The 17814-nt window shown below is 60.5% G+C and carries 16 protein-coding genes and 1 other RNA gene; 8 read left to right on the top strand and 9 right to left on the bottom strand.

Annotated elements, in window-relative coordinates:
* Positions 1-217: 217 nt before the first annotated feature.
* The 6 genes from SIAM614_RS15610 to SIAM614_RS15635 form a co-directional block, all read right to left on the bottom strand.
* A complete protein-coding gene (locus SIAM614_RS15610) occupies positions 218-1705 on the bottom strand; it encodes a DegQ family serine endoprotease (RefSeq protein ID WP_040440404.1) in 1488 nt (495 codons plus the stop codon).
* Between the two features lie 131 nt (positions 1706-1836).
* Positions 1837-2022: a DUF2065 domain-containing protein gene (locus SIAM614_RS15615; RefSeq protein WP_006935889.1), complete on the bottom strand. Its 186-nt coding sequence runs from the start codon at positions 2020-2022 to the stop codon at positions 1837-1839.
* On the bottom strand, positions 2019-2954 hold the full coding sequence (gene hflC / locus SIAM614_RS15620) for a protease modulator HflC (RefSeq protein WP_006935890.1): 936 nt from the start codon (positions 2952-2954) through the stop codon (positions 2019-2021). The genes SIAM614_RS15615 and hflC overlap by 4 nt, the downstream gene beginning before the upstream one ends.
* Positions 2955-2956: 2 nt before the next feature.
* Positions 2957-4144 (bottom strand): FtsH protease activity modulator HflK, encoded by a 1188-nt coding sequence (gene hflK / locus SIAM614_RS15625; protein WP_006935892.1) that lies wholly within the window; start codon positions 4142-4144, stop codon positions 2957-2959.
* Positions 4145-4374: 230 nt separating this feature from the next.
* On the bottom strand, positions 4375-4848 hold the full coding sequence (locus tag SIAM614_RS15630) for a GNAT family N-acetyltransferase (protein WP_040440405.1): 474 nt from the start codon (positions 4846-4848) through the stop codon (positions 4375-4377).
* Positions 4849-4866: 18 nt separating this feature from the next.
* Positions 4867-5385, bottom strand: coding sequence for a dihydrofolate reductase (locus SIAM614_RS15635; protein ID WP_006935896.1), 519 nt, complete (start codon positions 5383-5385; stop codon positions 4867-4869).
* Between the two features lie 151 nt (positions 5386-5536).
* On the opposite strand from SIAM614_RS15635, the gene SIAM614_RS15640 reads away from it, so the two are divergent.
* The 3 genes from SIAM614_RS15640 (at position 5537) to SIAM614_RS15650 (ending at position 8059) form a co-directional block, all read left to right on the top strand.
* The gene (locus SIAM614_RS15640) at positions 5537-5911 is read left to right on the top strand and encodes a TfoX/Sxy family protein (RefSeq protein ID WP_006935898.1); all 375 of its coding nucleotides are present in this window, start codon (positions 5537-5539) and stop codon (positions 5909-5911) included.
* The gene (locus SIAM614_RS30620; protein WP_006935900.1) at positions 5908-6591 is read left to right on the top strand and encodes a DUF2461 domain-containing protein; all 684 of its coding nucleotides are present in this window, start codon (positions 5908-5910) and stop codon (positions 6589-6591) included. The genes SIAM614_RS15640 and SIAM614_RS30620 overlap by 4 nt, the downstream gene beginning before the upstream one ends.
* A gap of 109 nt (positions 6592-6700) precedes the next feature.
* On the top strand, positions 6701-8059 hold the full coding sequence (locus SIAM614_RS15650) for a GH1 family beta-glucosidase (protein ID WP_006935901.1): 1359 nt from the start codon (positions 6701-6703) through the stop codon (positions 8057-8059).
* A 221-nt stretch (positions 8060-8280) separates the two neighbouring features.
* Here SIAM614_RS15650 and SIAM614_RS15655 read toward each other — a convergent pair whose 3' ends face one another.
* Complete coding sequence (locus SIAM614_RS15655; protein ID WP_006935902.1) at positions 8281-9351, bottom strand: serine hydrolase domain-containing protein; 1071 nt, start codon at positions 9349-9351, stop codon at positions 8281-8283.
* 210 nt (positions 9352-9561) lie between these two features.
* Between SIAM614_RS15655 and SIAM614_RS15660 the strand changes: the two genes are divergently transcribed.
* Complete coding sequence (locus SIAM614_RS15660; protein WP_208984006.1) at positions 9562-10896, top strand: multicopper oxidase family protein; 1335 nt, start codon at positions 9562-9564, stop codon at positions 10894-10896.
* A gap of 13 nt (positions 10897-10909) precedes the next feature.
* Here SIAM614_RS15660 and SIAM614_RS15665 read toward each other — a convergent pair whose 3' ends face one another.
* On the bottom strand, positions 10910-11704 hold the full coding sequence (locus SIAM614_RS15665; protein ID WP_006935904.1) for a thymidylate synthase: 795 nt from the start codon (positions 11702-11704) through the stop codon (positions 10910-10912).
* Positions 11705-11859: 155 nt separating this feature from the next.
* On the opposite strand from SIAM614_RS15665, the gene ssrA reads away from it, so the two are divergent.
* The 4 genes from ssrA to SIAM614_RS15680 all read left to right on the top strand — a co-directional run bounded on the left by ssrA (position 11860) and on the right by SIAM614_RS15680 (position 13530).
* Positions 11860-12229, top strand: a transfer-messenger RNA (tmRNA) gene (gene ssrA, locus SIAM614_RS31220).
* Positions 12230-12403: 174 nt separating this feature from the next.
* Positions 12404-12979: an SspB family protein gene (locus SIAM614_RS15670; RefSeq protein ID WP_006935909.1), complete on the top strand. Its 576-nt coding sequence runs from the start codon at positions 12404-12406 to the stop codon at positions 12977-12979.
* Between the two features lie 17 nt (positions 12980-12996).
* The gene (locus tag SIAM614_RS30625; protein ID WP_006935910.1) at positions 12997-13290 is read left to right on the top strand and encodes a DUF4169 family protein; all 294 of its coding nucleotides are present in this window, start codon (positions 12997-12999) and stop codon (positions 13288-13290) included.
* Positions 13291-13296: 6 nt separating this feature from the next.
* Positions 13297-13530: a ribbon-helix-helix domain-containing protein gene (locus tag SIAM614_RS15680; protein WP_006935912.1), complete on the top strand. Its 234-nt coding sequence runs from the start codon at positions 13297-13299 to the stop codon at positions 13528-13530.
* Between the two features lie 336 nt (positions 13531-13866).
* Here SIAM614_RS15680 and SIAM614_RS15685 read toward each other — a convergent pair whose 3' ends face one another.
* On the bottom strand, positions 13867-17697 hold the full coding sequence (locus SIAM614_RS15685) for an AsmA family protein (RefSeq protein ID WP_006935913.1): 3831 nt from the start codon (positions 17695-17697) through the stop codon (positions 13867-13869).
* Positions 17698-17814 lie beyond the last annotated feature (117 nt).

Below are 17814 nucleotides of genomic sequence, written 5' to 3' on the forward strand. Positions count from 1 at the left end.
CGTTGGAACCACTAGGGTAACGGGAGACACCTGGTTCAGGTCCCTCCCTCACCAACCTCATCCTGAGGAAGCGCGGAGCGCTGTCTCGAAGGATGGGCCCCTTGCTCTGAGGCATCCTCGCTTCCCCTTCCGCCGTCTTCAGGAAGAGCGCGGAGGTGATAGAAAAAAGGGCGCCATTCGGCGCCCTTCTGCATTCAGCTTCCGAAGTCCGGAAGGATCACTCTTCTTCGATCCGCACCGGAACGAAGCGGACATCGCCTGTCGGATTGGCCAGCAGAAGCAGGGCCGAGCGGCGGTTGTCTTTTTTCAGCTTGTCGATCTCGGCCATGACGTCTTCCGGCGTCTCGACCGTTTCCTGAGCGACTTCCTTGATGACGTCGCCGGCCATCACCCGCTTTTCTTCGGCAGACGAGCCCGGCTTGACTTCCGTGACCACAACGCCGCTGACGTCTTCGTCGATGGAGAACTGCTTGCGCAGGGCCTCGTCCAGCACAGCAAGCGACATGCCGAGCACTTCGCTTCTTTCGACCGGTTTATCGGCGGGCTGTTCTTCCTCTGTTGCGCTGGCTTCTGCCACCTCGCTCTCGACAAGTTGCTCGAGGATCACGCTGATGGTGACTTCCTCACCCTTGCGCAGCACGGTCACTTCAACTTCCTTGCCGATTTCCGTTTCTGCCACCATGCGTGGAAGTTCGCGCATCGTGTCGACATCCTCGCCGTCGAACCTGATGATCACGTCACCCGGTTCGATCTTCGCCTTGGCTGCCGGACCATCGTCGGTCACGCCGGCAACCAGCGCGCCCATGGCCTTGTCCATCGCCAGGCTGTCGGCAATCTCGTCCGTGACTTCCTGAATGCGTACACCCAGCCAGCCGCGACGGGTTTCGCCGAATTTGCGCAGCTGATCGATCACGTTCATGGCGGTGTTGGCCGGGATCGCAAAACCGATACCGATGGAGCCGCCAGAGGGCGAGATGATGGCTGTGTTGATGCCGATCACATTGCCTTCCATATCGAACAGCGGTCCGCCCGAGTTGCCCCGGTTGATGGAGGCGTCGGTCTGGATGAAGTTGTCATAGGGACCGGAGTTGATGTCGCGGTTACGCGCCGAGACGATACCGACGGTCACCGTGCCGCCGAGACCGAACGGGTTGCCGATGGCCATCACCCAGTCGCCAACACGAATGGCATCGCTATCGCCGAATTGGACGGCCTTCAGCGGCGTGGTCGGCTCCACCTGCAGCACGGCGAGGTCGGTTTTCTCGTCGGTGCCGAGAAGCGTCGCCTTCAGCTTGGTGCCGTCGTTGAAGTTGGCGGTGATTTCGTCCGCCCCCTCGATCACGTGGTTGTTCGTGATGATGATGCCGGCTTCACCGTCGATGACGAAGCCCGAGCCGAGCGACTGAACGCGCCGTGGCTGGTCGTCATCCCGGTTCTGACGGTTGAAGAATTCTTCGAAAAACTCCTGGAAGGGCGAGCCTTCCGGAACCTGCGGCATCGGTACGGAGCGGCGGCCCTGAACGGTTTGAGCGGTGGAAATATTCACCACTGCATCCGCAAGGCCTTCGGCCAGATCCGCAACGGACACAGGTCCTTGTGCGTATGCTGCCTCGATAGGCTGAAAAGCTGCCATTCCACCGATAAAGATGCCAGCCGCAGCTGCGGCGATCCTGGTCATCCGACGGCGAATACTTTGTGGAGCCATAGGGCTTTCTCCTCATCCCGGCCGGTTGGACTGCAGTCAGTGCGCTGACAGTCGACAGGTTTGTTCCGGTCCTTGGTTCAGAATATAGAACGGGCGGGAAGATTTTGCGCCTCCCGCCCGAAAACTTTTCGTTATCCGCGAATGATCCACACAAGAAATACGCCGATAACCGCTACGATCAGGCCTGTGACCCGCAAGGTCTGGTCCGGTGTCTCCAGCGCGCTTCGCATGATGGACTTCATGCCGCCAGGTAAAAGCGCGTAGAGAATTCCTTCAAGCACCAGCACGAGGGCAAGCGCCGTTACCAGATCGCTCATTGTGCGGCGAGCGACGGGTTCCGGTCAGATACGCCCTGGCTACCGTTCCCGTCGGTGCCCGGAGCCGGCAAGATGCCGGACGGGTCCTTGAAGAAACGGAAGAAGCTGGAATCCGGCGACAGCACAAGGCTGGTGTCACCGGACCGCAATCCTGCCTCATAGGCCTGCATGGACCGGTAGAAGGCGAAGAATTCCGGATCGGCACCGAACGCCTCGGCAAAGATACGGTTTCTTTCCGCATCGCCCGTACCGCGCATGATTTCCGAATCCCGTCGCGCTTCAGCGACAAGAACGGTCGCGTCACGATCCGCACGGGACCGGATCCTGCGGGCCGCTTCTTCACCCTGTGCCCGGATTTCCGTTGCTTCCTGCTGACGCTCGGTCTGCATGCGGGCATAGATCGCCTGCGAGTTGGCATCCGGCAGATCGGCACGGCGGATCTTCACGTCGATCACCTCGATGCCGAGCTGTTCGGCATTGGCGTCGATATCGCGGCGGATGTTTTCCATGACGCCGGTACGATCGTCGCGAACAAGCGCCACGAAGCTGGTCCGGCCAACTTCGGACCGCAGCGACGATTGCAGGAACGTCGACAGGCGCCGGTTGGCGGTCTGGATGTTCTGGACACGCTGGTAGAACAGCACCGGATTGGAAATCTGGTACCGCGCGAACGCGTCAACAATCAGTCGCTTCTTGTCCGAGGTGATCGGCTCAAGCGGCGGCATGTTCAGGTTCAGGATGCGCTTGTCGAAATAGACGACGTTCTGAACGAACGGGATCTTGAAGTAGAGGCCCGGGTCCTTCTTCGGCTGTTCGACGATCTTACCGAACTGCAGAACAAGTGCCTGCTGGGTCGGATTGACGATGAACACCGAGAGATACGCGACGACCGCCGCGATCAGCAGGACGATTGCAAGAATACCACTACGCATGATCAGTTGCCTCCCGCGCGCTGTGCAGGGGCGGTCTGACGCCCGTTCAGGTCATTCAGCGGCAGATACGGCAACACGCCGGAGCCTGTCGAGTCGCTGTCGATGATGATCTTGTTGTTCGAGCCCAAAACTTTTTCCAGGGTTTCGAGGTACAGGCGCTCGCGGGTCACGTCCGGAGCCTTCCGATACTCTTCATAGATCTTGGTGAAACGCTGGGACTGACCGGTTGCCTCGGCAATCGTCTGGTCCTTGTAGGCATTTGCAGCTTCCAGAACACGTGCTGCTTCACCACGGGCTTCCGGAACCACGCGGTTGGCGTAGGCCTTGGCCTCGTTGCTGATACGCTCTTCGTCGGCGCGTGCAGCCTGCACGTCGCGGAAGGCGTCGATGACCTGCGCAGGCGGGTCGACCCGCTGCATCTGGACTTCGCCGATCTCGATGCCCGACTGATAGCTGTCGAGCGTCTTCTGCATCAGGCTGGCAACGTCATTCTGGATGGAGACGCGGTTTTCCGTGAGGATGGAGTCGATCTTCGAACCACCGACAACTTCACGCATCGCGCTTTCGGCCACGGCCTTCACGGTCGCTTCCGGGTCCTGGATGTTGAACAGGTAGTCGGAAATACCCTGGTTGGTGTTCCGGATACGCCACAGCACCTTGAAGCCGACATCGACGATGTTTTCGTCACCGGTCAGCATCAGGCTTTCTTCCTGAACGTCGCGCGCACGCACAACGCCGGAGCTGCTGACGTTTTCTTCAGTGCCGACCGTCGTTTCGCGCTGCAGTTCGACCTTCGGCGTGTAAACCTCACCTATCGGATAGGGCCAGTTGTAGTTCAGGCCCGGAGGGGTCTGATCCTCAACCTTGCCGAGCACCAGCTCGACACCGACCTCACCTTCATCAACAACATAAAAGCCGAAGGCCAGCCATACGATGAGGGCAACACCGACCACGATCCCGCCGCCGATAAAGCCCAGACCGCCGCCGCCACCGCCCGGAAGGACGTTGCGCATGCGGTCCTGGGTGCGTTTCAGAAGCTCTTCAAGATCCGGCGGGTTGTTGCCTCCGCGGCTGGGGCCTCCACCCCAGGGGCCATTGTTGTTGCCGCCACCGCCGCTACCCCAAGGGCCGCCATTGTTTCCGCCACCTTTCCAGGGGCCACCGCCGCCTGACTGATTGCTCCAAGGCATCAAAACTTCCTTCTTTGACGTCCGACAGGCTATGCCGGACAGGGATTTTCACCCGTTCTGACTCACCGTTGGTTATAGGGAGGTTACCATGCGCTTTCAACGGAAAGCCCGGCCTAAAACCTCCCAAAACCTGCGTGTTCCCGTGCCGCAGGTGGTAACAGCATGGTGGTCTGTCAAGTTTGGCGTAACATTTGGCCGCACCCAACGTGACTTTCCCCCTTACGGCGGAGCTAGTTCAGGCTGGCAGAACGGATCATATCGACATGAGGAATACCGTCCTCGATATATTCCCCGGACACGGCTTCAAAGCCCAGAGACCCATAGAAATCTCTCAGATAGGACTGGGCGGATACGTGGATCGCGCAGCCGGGCGCGAGGGCCTCTGCCTTGTCGATACCGGCCTGCATCATAACACGTCCGAGACCAGAACCTCTGCCTTCTTTCGCGATCACCACCCTGCCGATACGGGCACTTGCGTTTTGCGGCTCAGCAAAAAGACGAATCGCTCCCAGAAGCGGCCCGGCCTCCCCTTCGCGCATCAGGTAATGCAGCGCCGCCTGGTCCTTGCCGTCGATATCCGCATAAAACGAGGCCTGTTCCAGAATGAACACATTCTGGCGCAGTCTGAGCAGATCATAGAGATCATCGAGGCTGAGCACATTAAAAGCGGCCCATCTGGCCGTCAGATTGGCGGGTAAGCCCATGGTATCGGGTCCGGTGTCTTATGCCTTGCGGCGGTAGGTAACGAAGGTGAAATCGGTGCTGTCGCGTTCGGTGCGCAGGCCCGGCTCCCGCCGGACTTCCTGCCAGACGGCCGGGTCGATCTCCGGAAACCGGGTATCTCCTGCCGGCTCGGCATCCACTTCGGTGATCTCAAGGCAGTCGGCACTGCCGATTGCCTGTGCGTACAGCTGTCCACCGCCGATGCACATCACCTGGTCGACACCCAGGTCTTCCGCCAGCTCTTCCGCACGCTTCAAAGCGCCTTCGAAGGATCTCGCTGCCTCAGCACCTTCCGGAGCATAATCAGGGTCTCTGGAAACGATCACATGCGGACGTCCCGGCAAGGGTTTGCCGCCAAAGGACAGAAACGTCTTGCGCCCCATGATCACCGGCTTTCCGAGTGTCAGCCGCTTGAAGGACTTCAGATCCGACGGCAGCCGCCAGGGCATGTCATTGTCGGCCCCGATGATCCCGTTTCGCGCCACCGCGGCAATCAAGACAAGTTCCGGCAAGGCCATCTCCGAATCCGATTTTCAATTCATCCGTTGCCTCCTAGCATGGAAACGGGAGCCATGAAAAACCCGAGGCATTTTTTCTGTCCAGGCTGTCGGATGACCGTCCGTCGAAACGTCCTGGAGACTGGCCCCACGCAACCAGGAGACCTTGGCAATGTCCGACCTGATGGAAACCGTCCTGATCGAACGAACGCGTGCACTGATCCCGGACGACAATGTTGAGCAGAAACGCATGTTCGGTTCCACCTGCTTCATGATCGACGGCAACATGCTGGTCTGCGCCTCCAGACGCGGACTGATGGCACGTGTCGGAACGGATCAGCAGGCCGAAGCGCTCGCAAGGCCCTTTGCCTCGGTTTGCAGGATGGGGGACCGGCCCATGCCCGGCTTCATCCGGGTTGAGCCGGAAGGGATCGAAAGTGACGACGATCTGAAAAGCTGGATCGAGATGGCAAGATCCTATGTCAGCGCTCTGCCGCCCAAGCCTGCAAAGCCCAAAACATCGAAACCCGGAAGGACCGCGAAATGAGCGCCTACGGCTTCCGACCCGAAACCTTCCGCTTTCTGGAAGAGCTTGCAGTCAACAACACCAGGGACTGGTTCGAAGCGCACAAGACCGACTACCAGCGCTTCATCAAGGAGCCTGCCGACGCGGTGTGCGAAAGGCTGGCCGATAGTCTCTCCCGGCTCAGCAGGCACGTCCTCACCTCAAAGCAGTTCCGCATGAACCGGGATCTGCGTTTTTCCAAAGACAAGACACCCTATAACACCCATATCCGCATGGCCTTCTGGCCGAACGGAGCTGCATTCCAGGGCAAGGACGCACAGCCGCCGAGCTTCTTCCTGTCCGTGGAAAGCGATCACGTGCGAACCGGCACAGGCTGCATGCAGTTTTCAAGACCGGTTCTCGGGACCTATCTGCAAAGGCTGGAGACACAGGCAGGCGAGGACATTGAACGCCTGATCGGCCAGTTGACTGATGCCGGCTTTGATCTGTCCGAGCCTGATCTTGCCAAACCTCCACGCGGTTTCCCGGCCAATCACCCGTGCAAGGACCTCGCCCGCCACAAAGGCCTCGCCGTCTGGTGCGACCTGCAAGACATCGGCGCCGTGCAGGGGCCGGGCGGCCATAAGGCGATAGCAGAAGCGATGGAACCGGCTCTGCCCTTATGGCGCTGGCTGATGAGCCTTCACGCAGCACAAAGCTGACGGGCAGGACGGAGAGCAAGATCGGCGATCATATGACGAAATCACTTGATCCAAAGCGCTTTGAGACCTATGACCGTCCCAATCGCGTTCTTGCTCAAGATGAGTTTCCATGGCATTTCCCAAAGATCTTGCAACCCGTTTTCCCGGTGATTTCCTGTTCGGTGTTGCAACCGCCGCCTATCAGATCGAAGGCGCAACCCGTGAAGACGGCCGCAAGCCCAGCATCTGGGATGCATTTTCCAAGATGCCTGGGCGCGTTTATAAAGGGCATTCGGGCGATATTGCCTGCGACCACTACCATCTTTGGGAAAGCGATCTCGATCTGATCAAGTCGCTCGGCGTCGACGCCTACCGCTTCTCCATCGCCTGGCCGCGCATTCTTCCGGATGGCCGTGGCCCGGTGAACGAAAAGGGCCTCGATTTCTACGATCGGCTGATCGACGGCATGGTCGCGCGCGGCCTGAAGGTCTATCCGACGCTTTACCACTGGGACCTGCCGCTGACCCTGGCCGGCGACGGCGGCTGGACCGCCCGCAGCACGGCGGAAGCCTTTGCGGACTACACCGAGCTTGTTGTCAGACGGCTCGGCGACCGTATGGACGCACTGGCGACCATCAACGAGCCCTGGTGCATCTGCCATCTCAGCCACCTTTACGGCATTCATGCACCGGGCGAAAAAAGCGTGGAGGCCTTCGCGGCCAGTGTGCACACGCTGAACCTGGCACATGGCCTGGGTGTTCAGGCTGCCAGATCCGTGCAGTCGGACCTGCCGATGGGCATCGTCATCAACGCGCATTCCGTCTATCCCGCCAGCGACGCGCCGCAGGACAGGCAAGCAGCAGAGCGCGCCTTCCAGTTCAACAACGGTCTTTTCTTTGAACCGATGTTCGAAGGACGTTATCCGGCGGACGTGCTCGACGCCTTCGGCGATCAAATGGACATTCGCGACGGAGACCTGAAGACCATTCATCAGCCTCTCGACTGGTGGGGTCTGAACTACTACACGCCGCTACGCGTGAAAGCAGACACCAATGTCGACGCGGTCTATCCGATGGCCGAGACGGTTCCACCAACTCCGGGCCCGGAGCTGACCGATATCGGCTGGGAAGTCTATGAAAAGGGCCTGTCGGATCTCCTCAAGGATCTCGACACCCGTTACCCGCTGCCGGACTGCTACATCACCGAAAACGGTGCCTGCTATAACGACGAGCCTCAGGACGGCGTCGTCAACGACCAGCTCCGGATCGACTATCTGGAAAAACATTTCGGCGCCATCGCCGATGCACGCGAGGCAGGTGTTCCGGTGAAGGGCTATTTCCTTTGGAGCCTGATGGACAATTTCGAGTGGGCCGAAGGCTACAGAATGCGCTTCGGCATCGTTCACGTGGATTACGACACCCAGGTCCGTGCGCTGAAGAACAGTGCCCTGTGGTACCGGGACGTCATTGAGGCGCATCGGCAGGGGTGAAAGCCCTTCGAGCTTTCGCCCTAAATTGCGGATCAGTGCAGCCAAGCTGAGCTTTGTCTCGCCTCCTCCCCCCTCATCCTGAGGAAGCGCGCAGCGCTGTCTCGTAGGATGGGCGGCATATTCTGCGCGTGGGGCCCGTCCTTCGAGACGCGAGCAGGCTCGCTCCTCAGGATGAGGATGTTCTCGTTGCAAGATTAGCAAGCAAGACGAGGGAATGCCCCCTAAGCCTCCCGCAAATTCGCCAGAATGATCTCGCTCCAGACACGGGTCGGCGGGATCCAGGCGGTCCAGTCATTGTAATTGCCGGAGTAGATGACGGCCGCGACGTCTGCCTTGGGGCACAGCCAGAGCCGCTGGCCGCCGTTGCCGAAGCCGGCGAACCAGGGCACCGGCCCGCCGAATGCCGGTACCGGCGCCTGTCCGCAGAACCAGAAATAGCCATATCCCGGGCCTTCGCTCGTTTCGATGATCGGCTGCAGCGACGCCCGAAGCCAGGCTTCGGGAACGATCTCCTTGCCTTGCCAGATGCCGTTGTTCAGGACCAGGCGTCCGATCTTCATCAGGTCCGGTGCGGTCAGCCTCAGCCCGGACGCCGGGGAATGTGTTCCGTCACGGCCGACCGACCAATCGAACTGCGTTATTCCAAGCGGCGCGAACAGACGTTCCCTTGCATAGTCGGCAAGCTTCTGCCGCGTGCCCCGTTGCAGGATCTCTCCCACAAGGGCGGTCGCCCCTCCGCTGTAGATCCAGCGCCGGCCTGGGTCTTCCACTAACGGCCGCTCCAGAACGTAGCGGTATCTGTCCGGAGCCATTTCCATGGCGATCTCGCTGTTTTCCGGATCTGTGTATGGCCGGGTCTCGTCCCACTCCATGCCGAGCGACATGGTCAAGGCGTGCTCCACGGTCCGTTCCATGCGTTTCGGGTCGCCGGCAAGATCGGCATATTCGGGAAAGAGCTCCAGAAGAGGCGTATCCAGCCTCGGCACCTCTCCCCGCTCCAGCGCGATGCCGTAAAGCAGGCTGACGATGGATTTGGTGACAGAGCGCAGGTCGTGAAGGGTTTCCGCACCGAAAGTCACTTCACCGATCGGGCGGCCCCAGTTTTCGTCCTGTCCCTGGCCATAGCTTTCCAGAACCGTTTCACCGCCCCGCTCCGCAAGCACGGCATGAAGATGCGGCAGCAATCCCGCCTCGACACCGGCGCAAAGCTTGCGCCCCAGGGAGGTACCAAACCCGCGGCGCTCGGCCGCTGCTGCGTGAGGTGAAAGCGACAGACCTGCGCCAGATTTCATGAGCGGACCTCTTCATCAAAACCGGAAGGAAGTGTCGGCAGTTTTATCGCCAAATGCGAGCACTATTTGCGCGTATTATCCAAAGGTCGGCGCTTGACCTTCCACCAACTGGAACCACCATATTCTTGGAAAGAAAATCAGCGTGAGGAAGGTGGCCGGATGGATCGCCGTTCGTTCTTGAAAGCATCTGCAGCCGGATGCGTGGCTGCCATGTCACCCGTCTTTGCGCTGGCAAAAACCGAAGACGGTTTTTTCGATCTTGCGGCGGTCAAGGGACAGGCTCGTCTTTACGGCAAGGACGGCGGCCTCTCCGACCTCTGGCTTTATAATGATCGGCTGCCCGGCCCGCAGATCCGCGTCAAGCGAGGGGAACGCGTCAGAGTGCGCTTCACCAACAACCTTGACGAACCGACCTCGGTCCACTGGCACGGCATCCGCATCGACAATGCCATGGACGGTGTTGCCGGCCTGACCCAACCCGCCGTCGCCCCCGGAGAAAGCTTCGACTACGACTTTGTCGCACCGGACGCAGGCACCTTCTGGTATCACGCCCACAACATGAGCTGGAACCAGGTGCCCCGCGGCCTTGCGGGCGCCTTGATCGTCGAGGATGACGAGCCATCCTTCGATCCGGACTGCGACATCACGCTGGTCCTCAACGATTGGCGTCTGGACGAAAACGGCATTCTGGAAACTGCCAGCTTCGGCGCCATGCACGATTTCGCCCATGCCGGAAGGCTGGGCAACTGGCTGACCATCAACGGCGCCTCGATGCCGGACATTGCATTGAAGAAGGACCGCTGGCACCGGCTGCGCCTGATCAATGCCTCGACCGCACGCATTCTCGATCTTGCCCCGGCCCGGTTCGGTGCCAAGCTGATCGGCCTCGACGGTCAGGCCTTTGATAGCGCACGAGAGATCGAGGGAACCGTGCAATTGGCCCCGGCGCAGCGCATGGATCTGGTGCTCCGTCCTCAGGAAACCGGCAAGCTGCCGTTCGAGATGATGACCGGCAAGCCGTTCACTTTCGCCAACTTCGTCGTCTCGGAAACCGAAAGCGAAGATCTTCCGCTGGTGCTGCCGCCGCCGAACCGGCTGCCGGAACCCGATCTGGGTTCTTCCTGGGAACTGCCGCTGGTGATGGCGGGCGGTGCCATGGGCGGCATGCAGTCGATGATGAGAAACGGCGTCGAAATGGACATGCGCCAGATGATGTCGGAAGGCCTCTTCTGGGCCTTCAATGGTGTCGCCGGAATGGAAGGGGATCCGATGTTCTCCGCAAAGCGAGGCGACACGATCCTGCTGGAAAGCCGAAACGACACGGCCTTCCCCCATGCGATCCACCTGCATGGTCACCATTTCCGGGTGATCGAGCGCGATGGCACGAAACTGGAACACCCGGACTGGCGCGACACCTTCACAAACCAGCCGCGCGAGACCGTCAAGATCGCCTTTGTTGCGGACAATCCCGGTACGTGGCTGATCCATTGCCACATGCTGGGCCATGCCGCTTCCGGCATGATGACCTGGTTCGAAGTTGCCTAACCGGTTCTCTTGATCAGACGGCGATCGGTGCCGCGATATGCGGAAGCGGATCGTAACCGGTCAGTTCGAAATCCTCGAACTTGAACGCAGAGAGATCGGTGACCTCCGGATTGATCTTCATTTCCGGCAAGGGCCGCGGCGAGCGCGTGAGCTGTTCGCGTGCCTGGTCGAAGTGATTGGCATAAAGATGCGCATCACCGAAGGTGTGCACGAAGTCGCCGGGCTTCAGGCCGGTCACCTGCGCCACCATCATGGTCAAAAGCGCATAGGAGGCGATGTTGAAGGGCACGCCCAGGAAAACGTCCGCCGAACGCTGGTAGAGCTGGCAGGAGAGCTTGCCGTCAGCAACATAGAACTGGAACAACGAGTGGCACGGAGGCAGCGCCATCTCGTCGACCAGAGCCGGGTTCCAGGCCGACACGATCAGCCGCCGGCTTTCCGGATTGGTCCGGATCATCTTCAGGAGATTGGCGATCTGGTCGATGGACCGGCCGTCCGGCGCAGGCCAGGACCGCCACTGGTAGCCGTAGACCGGGCCGAGATCGCCGTTCTCGTCCGCCCAGTCGTCCCAGATCTTCACGCCGTTTTCCTTCAGATACCGGATGTTGGTATCGCCCGCCAGGAACCACAGCAGCTCGTGAATGATCGACTTCAGGTGCAGCTTCTTGGTCGTTGTGCAGGGAAACCCTTGCGAAAGATCGAAGCGCATCTGGTGGCCGAAGATCGAGCGTGTGCCCGTTCCGGTCCTGTCGCCCCGGTCAACGCCTTCGTCCAGGATTTTTGACAAGAGATCGAGATATTGCTGCACGGCGGAAGCCTTCGCGGTCGTGAGATCTGGAGTTTGAGGTTAACTTGGCAGATTTTCCCGAAAAGACAGCCCCTTCCCTGCACTTTCCCCAACTTGGGCGAACTGTGGAAGAATGGCCAGGAGCCAAGCCGGCAAACGACTCGGATTGCCAGAAGCCTCTTTCAATTCAAGACCGAAGACCTTATATCAGGGCTGCTGGTTCGCCAGCTATGGCAATAAATGGTCAGTGAAATAAACCTATCGGACCCGGGGGCGGTACCCGGCGCCTCCACCCAAGCCCATGGGGCTAAGCTTCAGAAACTCCATGGGTTTCGGCGGGGGCGAAATAGGATCGACGAGGGCGTAAAGACTGTGCTTTTGCTCGGCATTGTACCACCGTTATCGGGCTTTCTTAATAGTTGCAAATGACAACTATGCTATGGACAACGCTGTCGCAGCGTAACGCTGCGCCGGTAGTCCACTAAGTCCTTTGAGGTAGCACTCACGGGCGGGGTTCGGAGGCACCTGGCAACAGAAGCCTCCACTTGATCTTCCCATATATTTGAACCGTCCTAAATAGCGTGCAGGACCAGCGAGCGATCATTGCCCGGTTGCACACATTAATCTGGGTTCACTTGGAAAAGAGCCTTTTCTTTTTGATCTCGGCCCGTCAATGTGCTCCTGATAGTGGACTTTTCCAGCGAGATTCGACGAAACCCGATGTCTGAAGACCTTCTGCGATACGATATTCTGATCCAGGACGCGCTGCGTGGAGCGGTGAAGAAAATACTTGCCGAAGTCGGTCGTACCGGGCTGCCCGGAGACCACCACTTCTACATCGCGTTCGACACCAATGCCCCGGGCGTGCGTATTTCTCAGCGGCTCAAGGAACGCTATCCGCAGGAAATGACCATCGTTCTGCAGCACCAGTTCTGGGACCTTGCCATCGGCGAACATGCGTTTGAAGTTGGCCTGTCCTTCGGCGGCGTGCCGGAAAAACTGCTTGTGCCTTTCTCCGCCATCAAGGGCTTCTTCGATCCGTCCGTACAGTTCGCGCTGGAGTTCGATCCAGGCAAGACGGCAGAAGAACTGCCGGAAGAATTGCTGGAAGCCGTGGAAGAACTTGCCAGGGCCGAGCAGGAGCATGGCGACAACGAAGCCAAGCAGGACGAAGGCAACGGTGACCGGGAAGCAGCCTCCGCCGAACCGAAGGCCAAGCCTGCCGCTCAGGCCACTGAAAACAGTGACGGTGGCGGCGAAGTCGTTTCCCTGGACGCATTCCGCAAGAAGACCTGAGATCGGGAGCCTTTCCCATGAGCGCGGAGATCATCAATCTGCGCATGGCGCGCAAACAGAAGAAGCGTGAGGACAAGGACAAGACCGCCGAGGACAACCGGCGCAAGTATGGCCGGTCCAAAGCCGAACGCGATGCCGCCCGCCAGCGCCGGGAAACGCTCGAAACTCATGTCGACGGCCATCTCCTGGGAAAGCGTGACGGACCGAATGCTGAACACTCCGATCCTGAAACAACCGACGCAGATAAATTCGCTCTAGAGCCTTCCGGCCAGAACCCTTCTGGCCCGAAGCCTTCTGACAACGGCGACTGATCGCCAATGGCTCTGCTCAAACGCTCCCTCTCCCTTCACGGCCACCGCACCAGCCTGGCGCTGGAGCCGGAGTTCTGGGACGTGGTCGATGCCCATGCCGATGCCACGCAAAAATCCCTCGCCGGCCTGATCGCCGAAATCGACGACAACCGCGACCCGGAAGACCCGCTGTCTTCGGCAGTCAGGGTCTGGGCCTTGAAGCGGGTGCAAATGGAAGCTGGTCTGATTTCGGAGGGATGAACGGCTGACAATCAGATTGCTGGTCCCCTGTTTCTGGCGTGCCCCAGAGCGCTGTTGGAAGTGCCCGGACCGCCACTGAGCTTCAGCCCTCTTGCCGCCTCAACAACACACATCTCCCTCATCCTGAGGAGCGCGCTTGCGCGCGTCTCGAAGGATGGCGACACACTCTGAGCAAGCAGCCCATCCTTCGAGACAGCGCTTCGCGCTTCCTCAGGATGAGGGGAGACTGATGGAAAGCTGAAGTGGGTAGGGCAGCTTCTTTTCCGACCACCGTTCAATGGGCTTCAGGCAACACCTGCCCAACACCGACGAGCGAAGGCCCGTGATACCGGCCTATTACTGTGCCCCGGGCAGGACCAGAGGTGCACCGACATCGCGTGTCAGCAGGTCTTCAATGGAGACGGGCGGATCCAGAGGTGGCAGGCCGTTCGAAGGATTGGTGGCCGGAGCGGTGTCTGGCGCTGCCGTCAGGTCTTCCAGGTCCGGAGAGTCCAGTACAGCTCGAATGCGCTCGGCAAAGGGGGCCGGTGCTGGGGCTGGCGTCGGCACAGGTGGCGGCGCGGCGCGGGTTTCCCTGCGCGGCGCATCGTTGGTCTTTGGCGGCAGGGCAGAGTTTTCCTGTTTGTCGGGATCTGCCTGAGGCTGGCTGCCGTCTTCAGACGGCCCCTGTTCCAGTTGGAGCAGCTCTTCCTCAGCGGCACGTGCGGCTTCACGCTTGCGCCGAGCCTCGCCTTCCCGCTGGTTTTTCAACTCCCGTACAAGACGGTCCCGCTCCAGGATTTCCGCCTGAAGTTTCTCGACGCGTTCGACTTCCCGCTCAAAGGCGCGCAGGGTCAGATAGGCGGTGAAAGGCGCGATATCGATGCGGCGCTCCGGTGCTTCCACAGGCCCTTCGAACAGAAGCCCGACCTGCGGTTCTGCCCCGGTCACCGCATCCTCGCCCGGATCGACCTTCAAAGAGAAATCCGCATCGAGATCGTAGTTGGCAAGGTCCACTTCGGCGCTGCCGAAGATCTCTGCCTTTTCGGCATCGACCACAACGTTGCGTGCGCTCAGCCGGCCTCCAACCATCGTCAACGTGCCGTCAACGCGTTTGAATGGCAGGCTGCCCGCAGCCATGTGGCTGACGAAAACGTCGCGGATCTTGTCGTCCTGAAGGTCCAGTCCTGCGTCCACCGCACGGGTCACCAGCGGGAAGGCTTGCGGATTGAGACCCCGGAAGTCGCCATTTTCCATCGAGAATGTGCCACCGCCGTTGAGGCCGGTCACGATGGCCGAGATCGACCGCCCTGCCCCTTCGAACTCCAGGTAAAGATCGAGCGTGCCGGAGGCGACCGCTCTGTTGTCCGGCCGCCAGGAAACCTGCCTCAGGTCGGCATTGTCGAGTTTGACCCGGCCAGAGGCCGCTGCCTCAGCTTCCGTTCTGCGGATCGAAAGACTGCCGTCAAGTTGGCCACCGGCAAAGGCTCCCTGCAGCCCGTCCAGGCGGAACAGGCTTGGCGACACCCGAAGCTCGGCACTGGGATTGGCGATAGCCGTTCCCTCGTCCAGCAGCATCCTGTCTGCCTTGAGCTGCAAGGTCAGGTCGAGACCATCCAGAAGCGGCGAGCCGAACGGAGTTGTCGGCCACATACTGGAACCGTCCCCTGCCGAGAACCACTGGTCCGGGCCCAGCACGAGTTCCGTCATGGTGCGCAGATCAGCTTCGGAGACCGTCATCTCACCGGAAAAGCGTCTGTTGCGTTCACCCGGTGCCGGTTCCAGATCACCTTCCAGACGGCCCTCGAATGACGTCGCGCCGAGCGAACCTTCGGCCCTGCTGACCGCCAACGAACTGCCGACGCCTTCCAGATCGACCGAAAGCGCTGCCGGGAGTCTGCCGCTCATGATCGGCAGAACCCGCCCGGCCATCAAGGCCAGCGGCCCAAGGTCCGAAGTCTCCGCATTCACGGAAATCAGGTATTCCGGCGCTTCATCCTTCTTCAGGGTCAAGGTGCCGTCGGCTTCCACCTTCGAACCGCCGATTTCGGTGGCAAGGCGTGTCGTCAGGCCCTTGGCCGGAATGCCGGCAACGTTCAGCGTCAGATGGCCATTGCCGGCAGCTTCCACCGGAATGACGTCAAAGCCGAGCTGTTGCAGAAGTCTGCCGCCATCCGGCCCCTTCAGTTCCACGCCAACGGCAATTTCCGCATCGTGCCACTGATCGACACGGCCCTTGAGTTCCGCATTGATTGCAGTGTCCGCCCCGCCCGCGCTGCCATCGAGGCGCAGCGTCATGTCTGTTGCCTCGCCTGCCGCCGCAGCCTTCAACTCGGCATCAAACTTGGCAGGCACCAGGCTTGCGGCTGCTCGTTCCAGCCGCTCTGCAAACATCGTTTCGGGAAACAATCCGCCCGCCAGCGCCACAAGACCGCTCAGGTCCCGCGCATCGAGCGTTCCGGACACAGCCCCTTCAGGCGCGGAAAAGAGATTGCGGATATCGCCTGAGACGTCGAGCCGGGCACCTGCAAGGTCGTCCGCAAACAGCCTGTCGATGCGAACGCCGCCGTCGGAATATTCCGCTTCCAGCGCCAGACCTTCACCTTCGACACCGCGCGCCACCACCTGCTTGGCACGCAGGCGGATGGACACGTCGAGCCCTTTGGGATCTTCCGGTTCCCCTGCCCCGCCCGCTTGCGGGTGAAGCAGCGCGGCCATGTTTTCGATCTGGTCGAGATCGAGCCGATCCGCTTCCAGAGAAAGCGAGAACTCCGAATTGCCGCTGCGGGGAATACGGTAAGACAGGCCGCCACGGGCTTCGGACCCGGCAATGGTCAGCCGCAGATTGTCCAGCGCCGCCCCTTCGGGCACCAGGTTCAGACGGCCTTCCAGGCTCACCGGGTCGATGGTGCCGACACCGGTTTCCTTCTTCCGCCACCAGCTCAGCAGTGAAGCAGGCTGATCGGAGCTGATCGAGACCGCACCGCGATAGGTCAGAGACGGCTCAAGACCGAGATCCCCCTGGGTCGCCACAGTCGTGCGGCCCGGCAGGCGCCCGGCAAGGCGCGCCACGCGCCAGCCACCCAGCATGGTTTCAAGATCCAGGCGGACATTCTGGATGATGCCGCCACCGGCGACCAGGGCCGGAACGTCCATCGAGACAGCGCCGTCGATGGACGGCAGCGGTACGACACGAAGGGCGGCGATCAGCCGTTTTGCCGCCTCGTTGATATCCACCGGCGACTGCGGTCCGCCGCCTAGCAGCCTGTCCAGATCAACCTGCTTCGACCGCGCCCGGATCTCGAACCGTTTGTCACCGGCGTAAACCAGATCCGCATTGCCGGTCATGCTGAGGCGCCGGTCTTCAGGCCCGTAGCGGAACTCGAATTCGGGAACGGCAACCTCGGCGATATCGGCAGTGAACTGCCCTTCCGCCTGCCACATGTTCGGATCGTTTTCTTCCAGCGCAACCGAGGCAATGGTGAAACGGCCGTCGAATTCGGGGGCAGCGTCGGCCACCTGAAGCTGGCCATCAAAGGCGAAACTGACCGGCCGGTTGGTCGGCGTCACGTCCCCCTTCACGCGCAATCCGGCATCTTCCTGGGCGCGGCCTGTTGCCAGACTGACCGTATAGGGCGCTCCGTTCAGCGTGAGGCTGCCCGCAGCCCGGAACGGCCCTGCGAGCGACCGCGCGGACACGACAAGATTGCCGTTGTCGATCCTGTTGATATCCCCGGACCGCGCATCGACAATCGTCAATGCCCCGTCGCGGATCGTGACGTTTTCGAAGGTCAGATCGTCCGGTGCCAGTTTGGCGATGGCACCGTTTGAGGTCATGGCGGTGAGCCAGTCCAGACGCCCCGCCTCATCCAGCGAAAGCGCCAGATGCGGGCGGTCGAGTTCCATATCCAGAACACGAATTTCACCCTTCAGAAGGGACGGAAGCTCGATCCGCATATCGAAGCGCGACACGACCAGAAGCGGGTCTTCCGCACCGCCAACGCGTACGTCGGAAAAACTGATGGACGGTGCGGGCAGAAGTCGCAGATCCGCCTCGCCCAGCACAGTCACCTTGTGCCCCAGCGCGCGCTCTGCATAGCTTTCGAAGGTCGACCGATAAACGGTCCAGTCGATAAAGAACGGCCCGACCAGCGCTGCCACCAGCACCAGAATGACTGTTACACCCAACGTGATGTAGACGGAGTTCAGGCCTTGTCTCCTTGTTCTCCAAAGTCACCGGATATCGTACCGGATAGATGTAGCCGATCTCTGCTGCAGTGCAAACACAGGATTGCCGGCGCTGGC

This window comes from Roseibium aggregatum IAM 12614 (genome assembly GCF_000168975.1).
Lineage (GTDB): Bacteria > Pseudomonadota > Alphaproteobacteria > Rhizobiales > Stappiaceae > Roseibium > Roseibium aggregatum.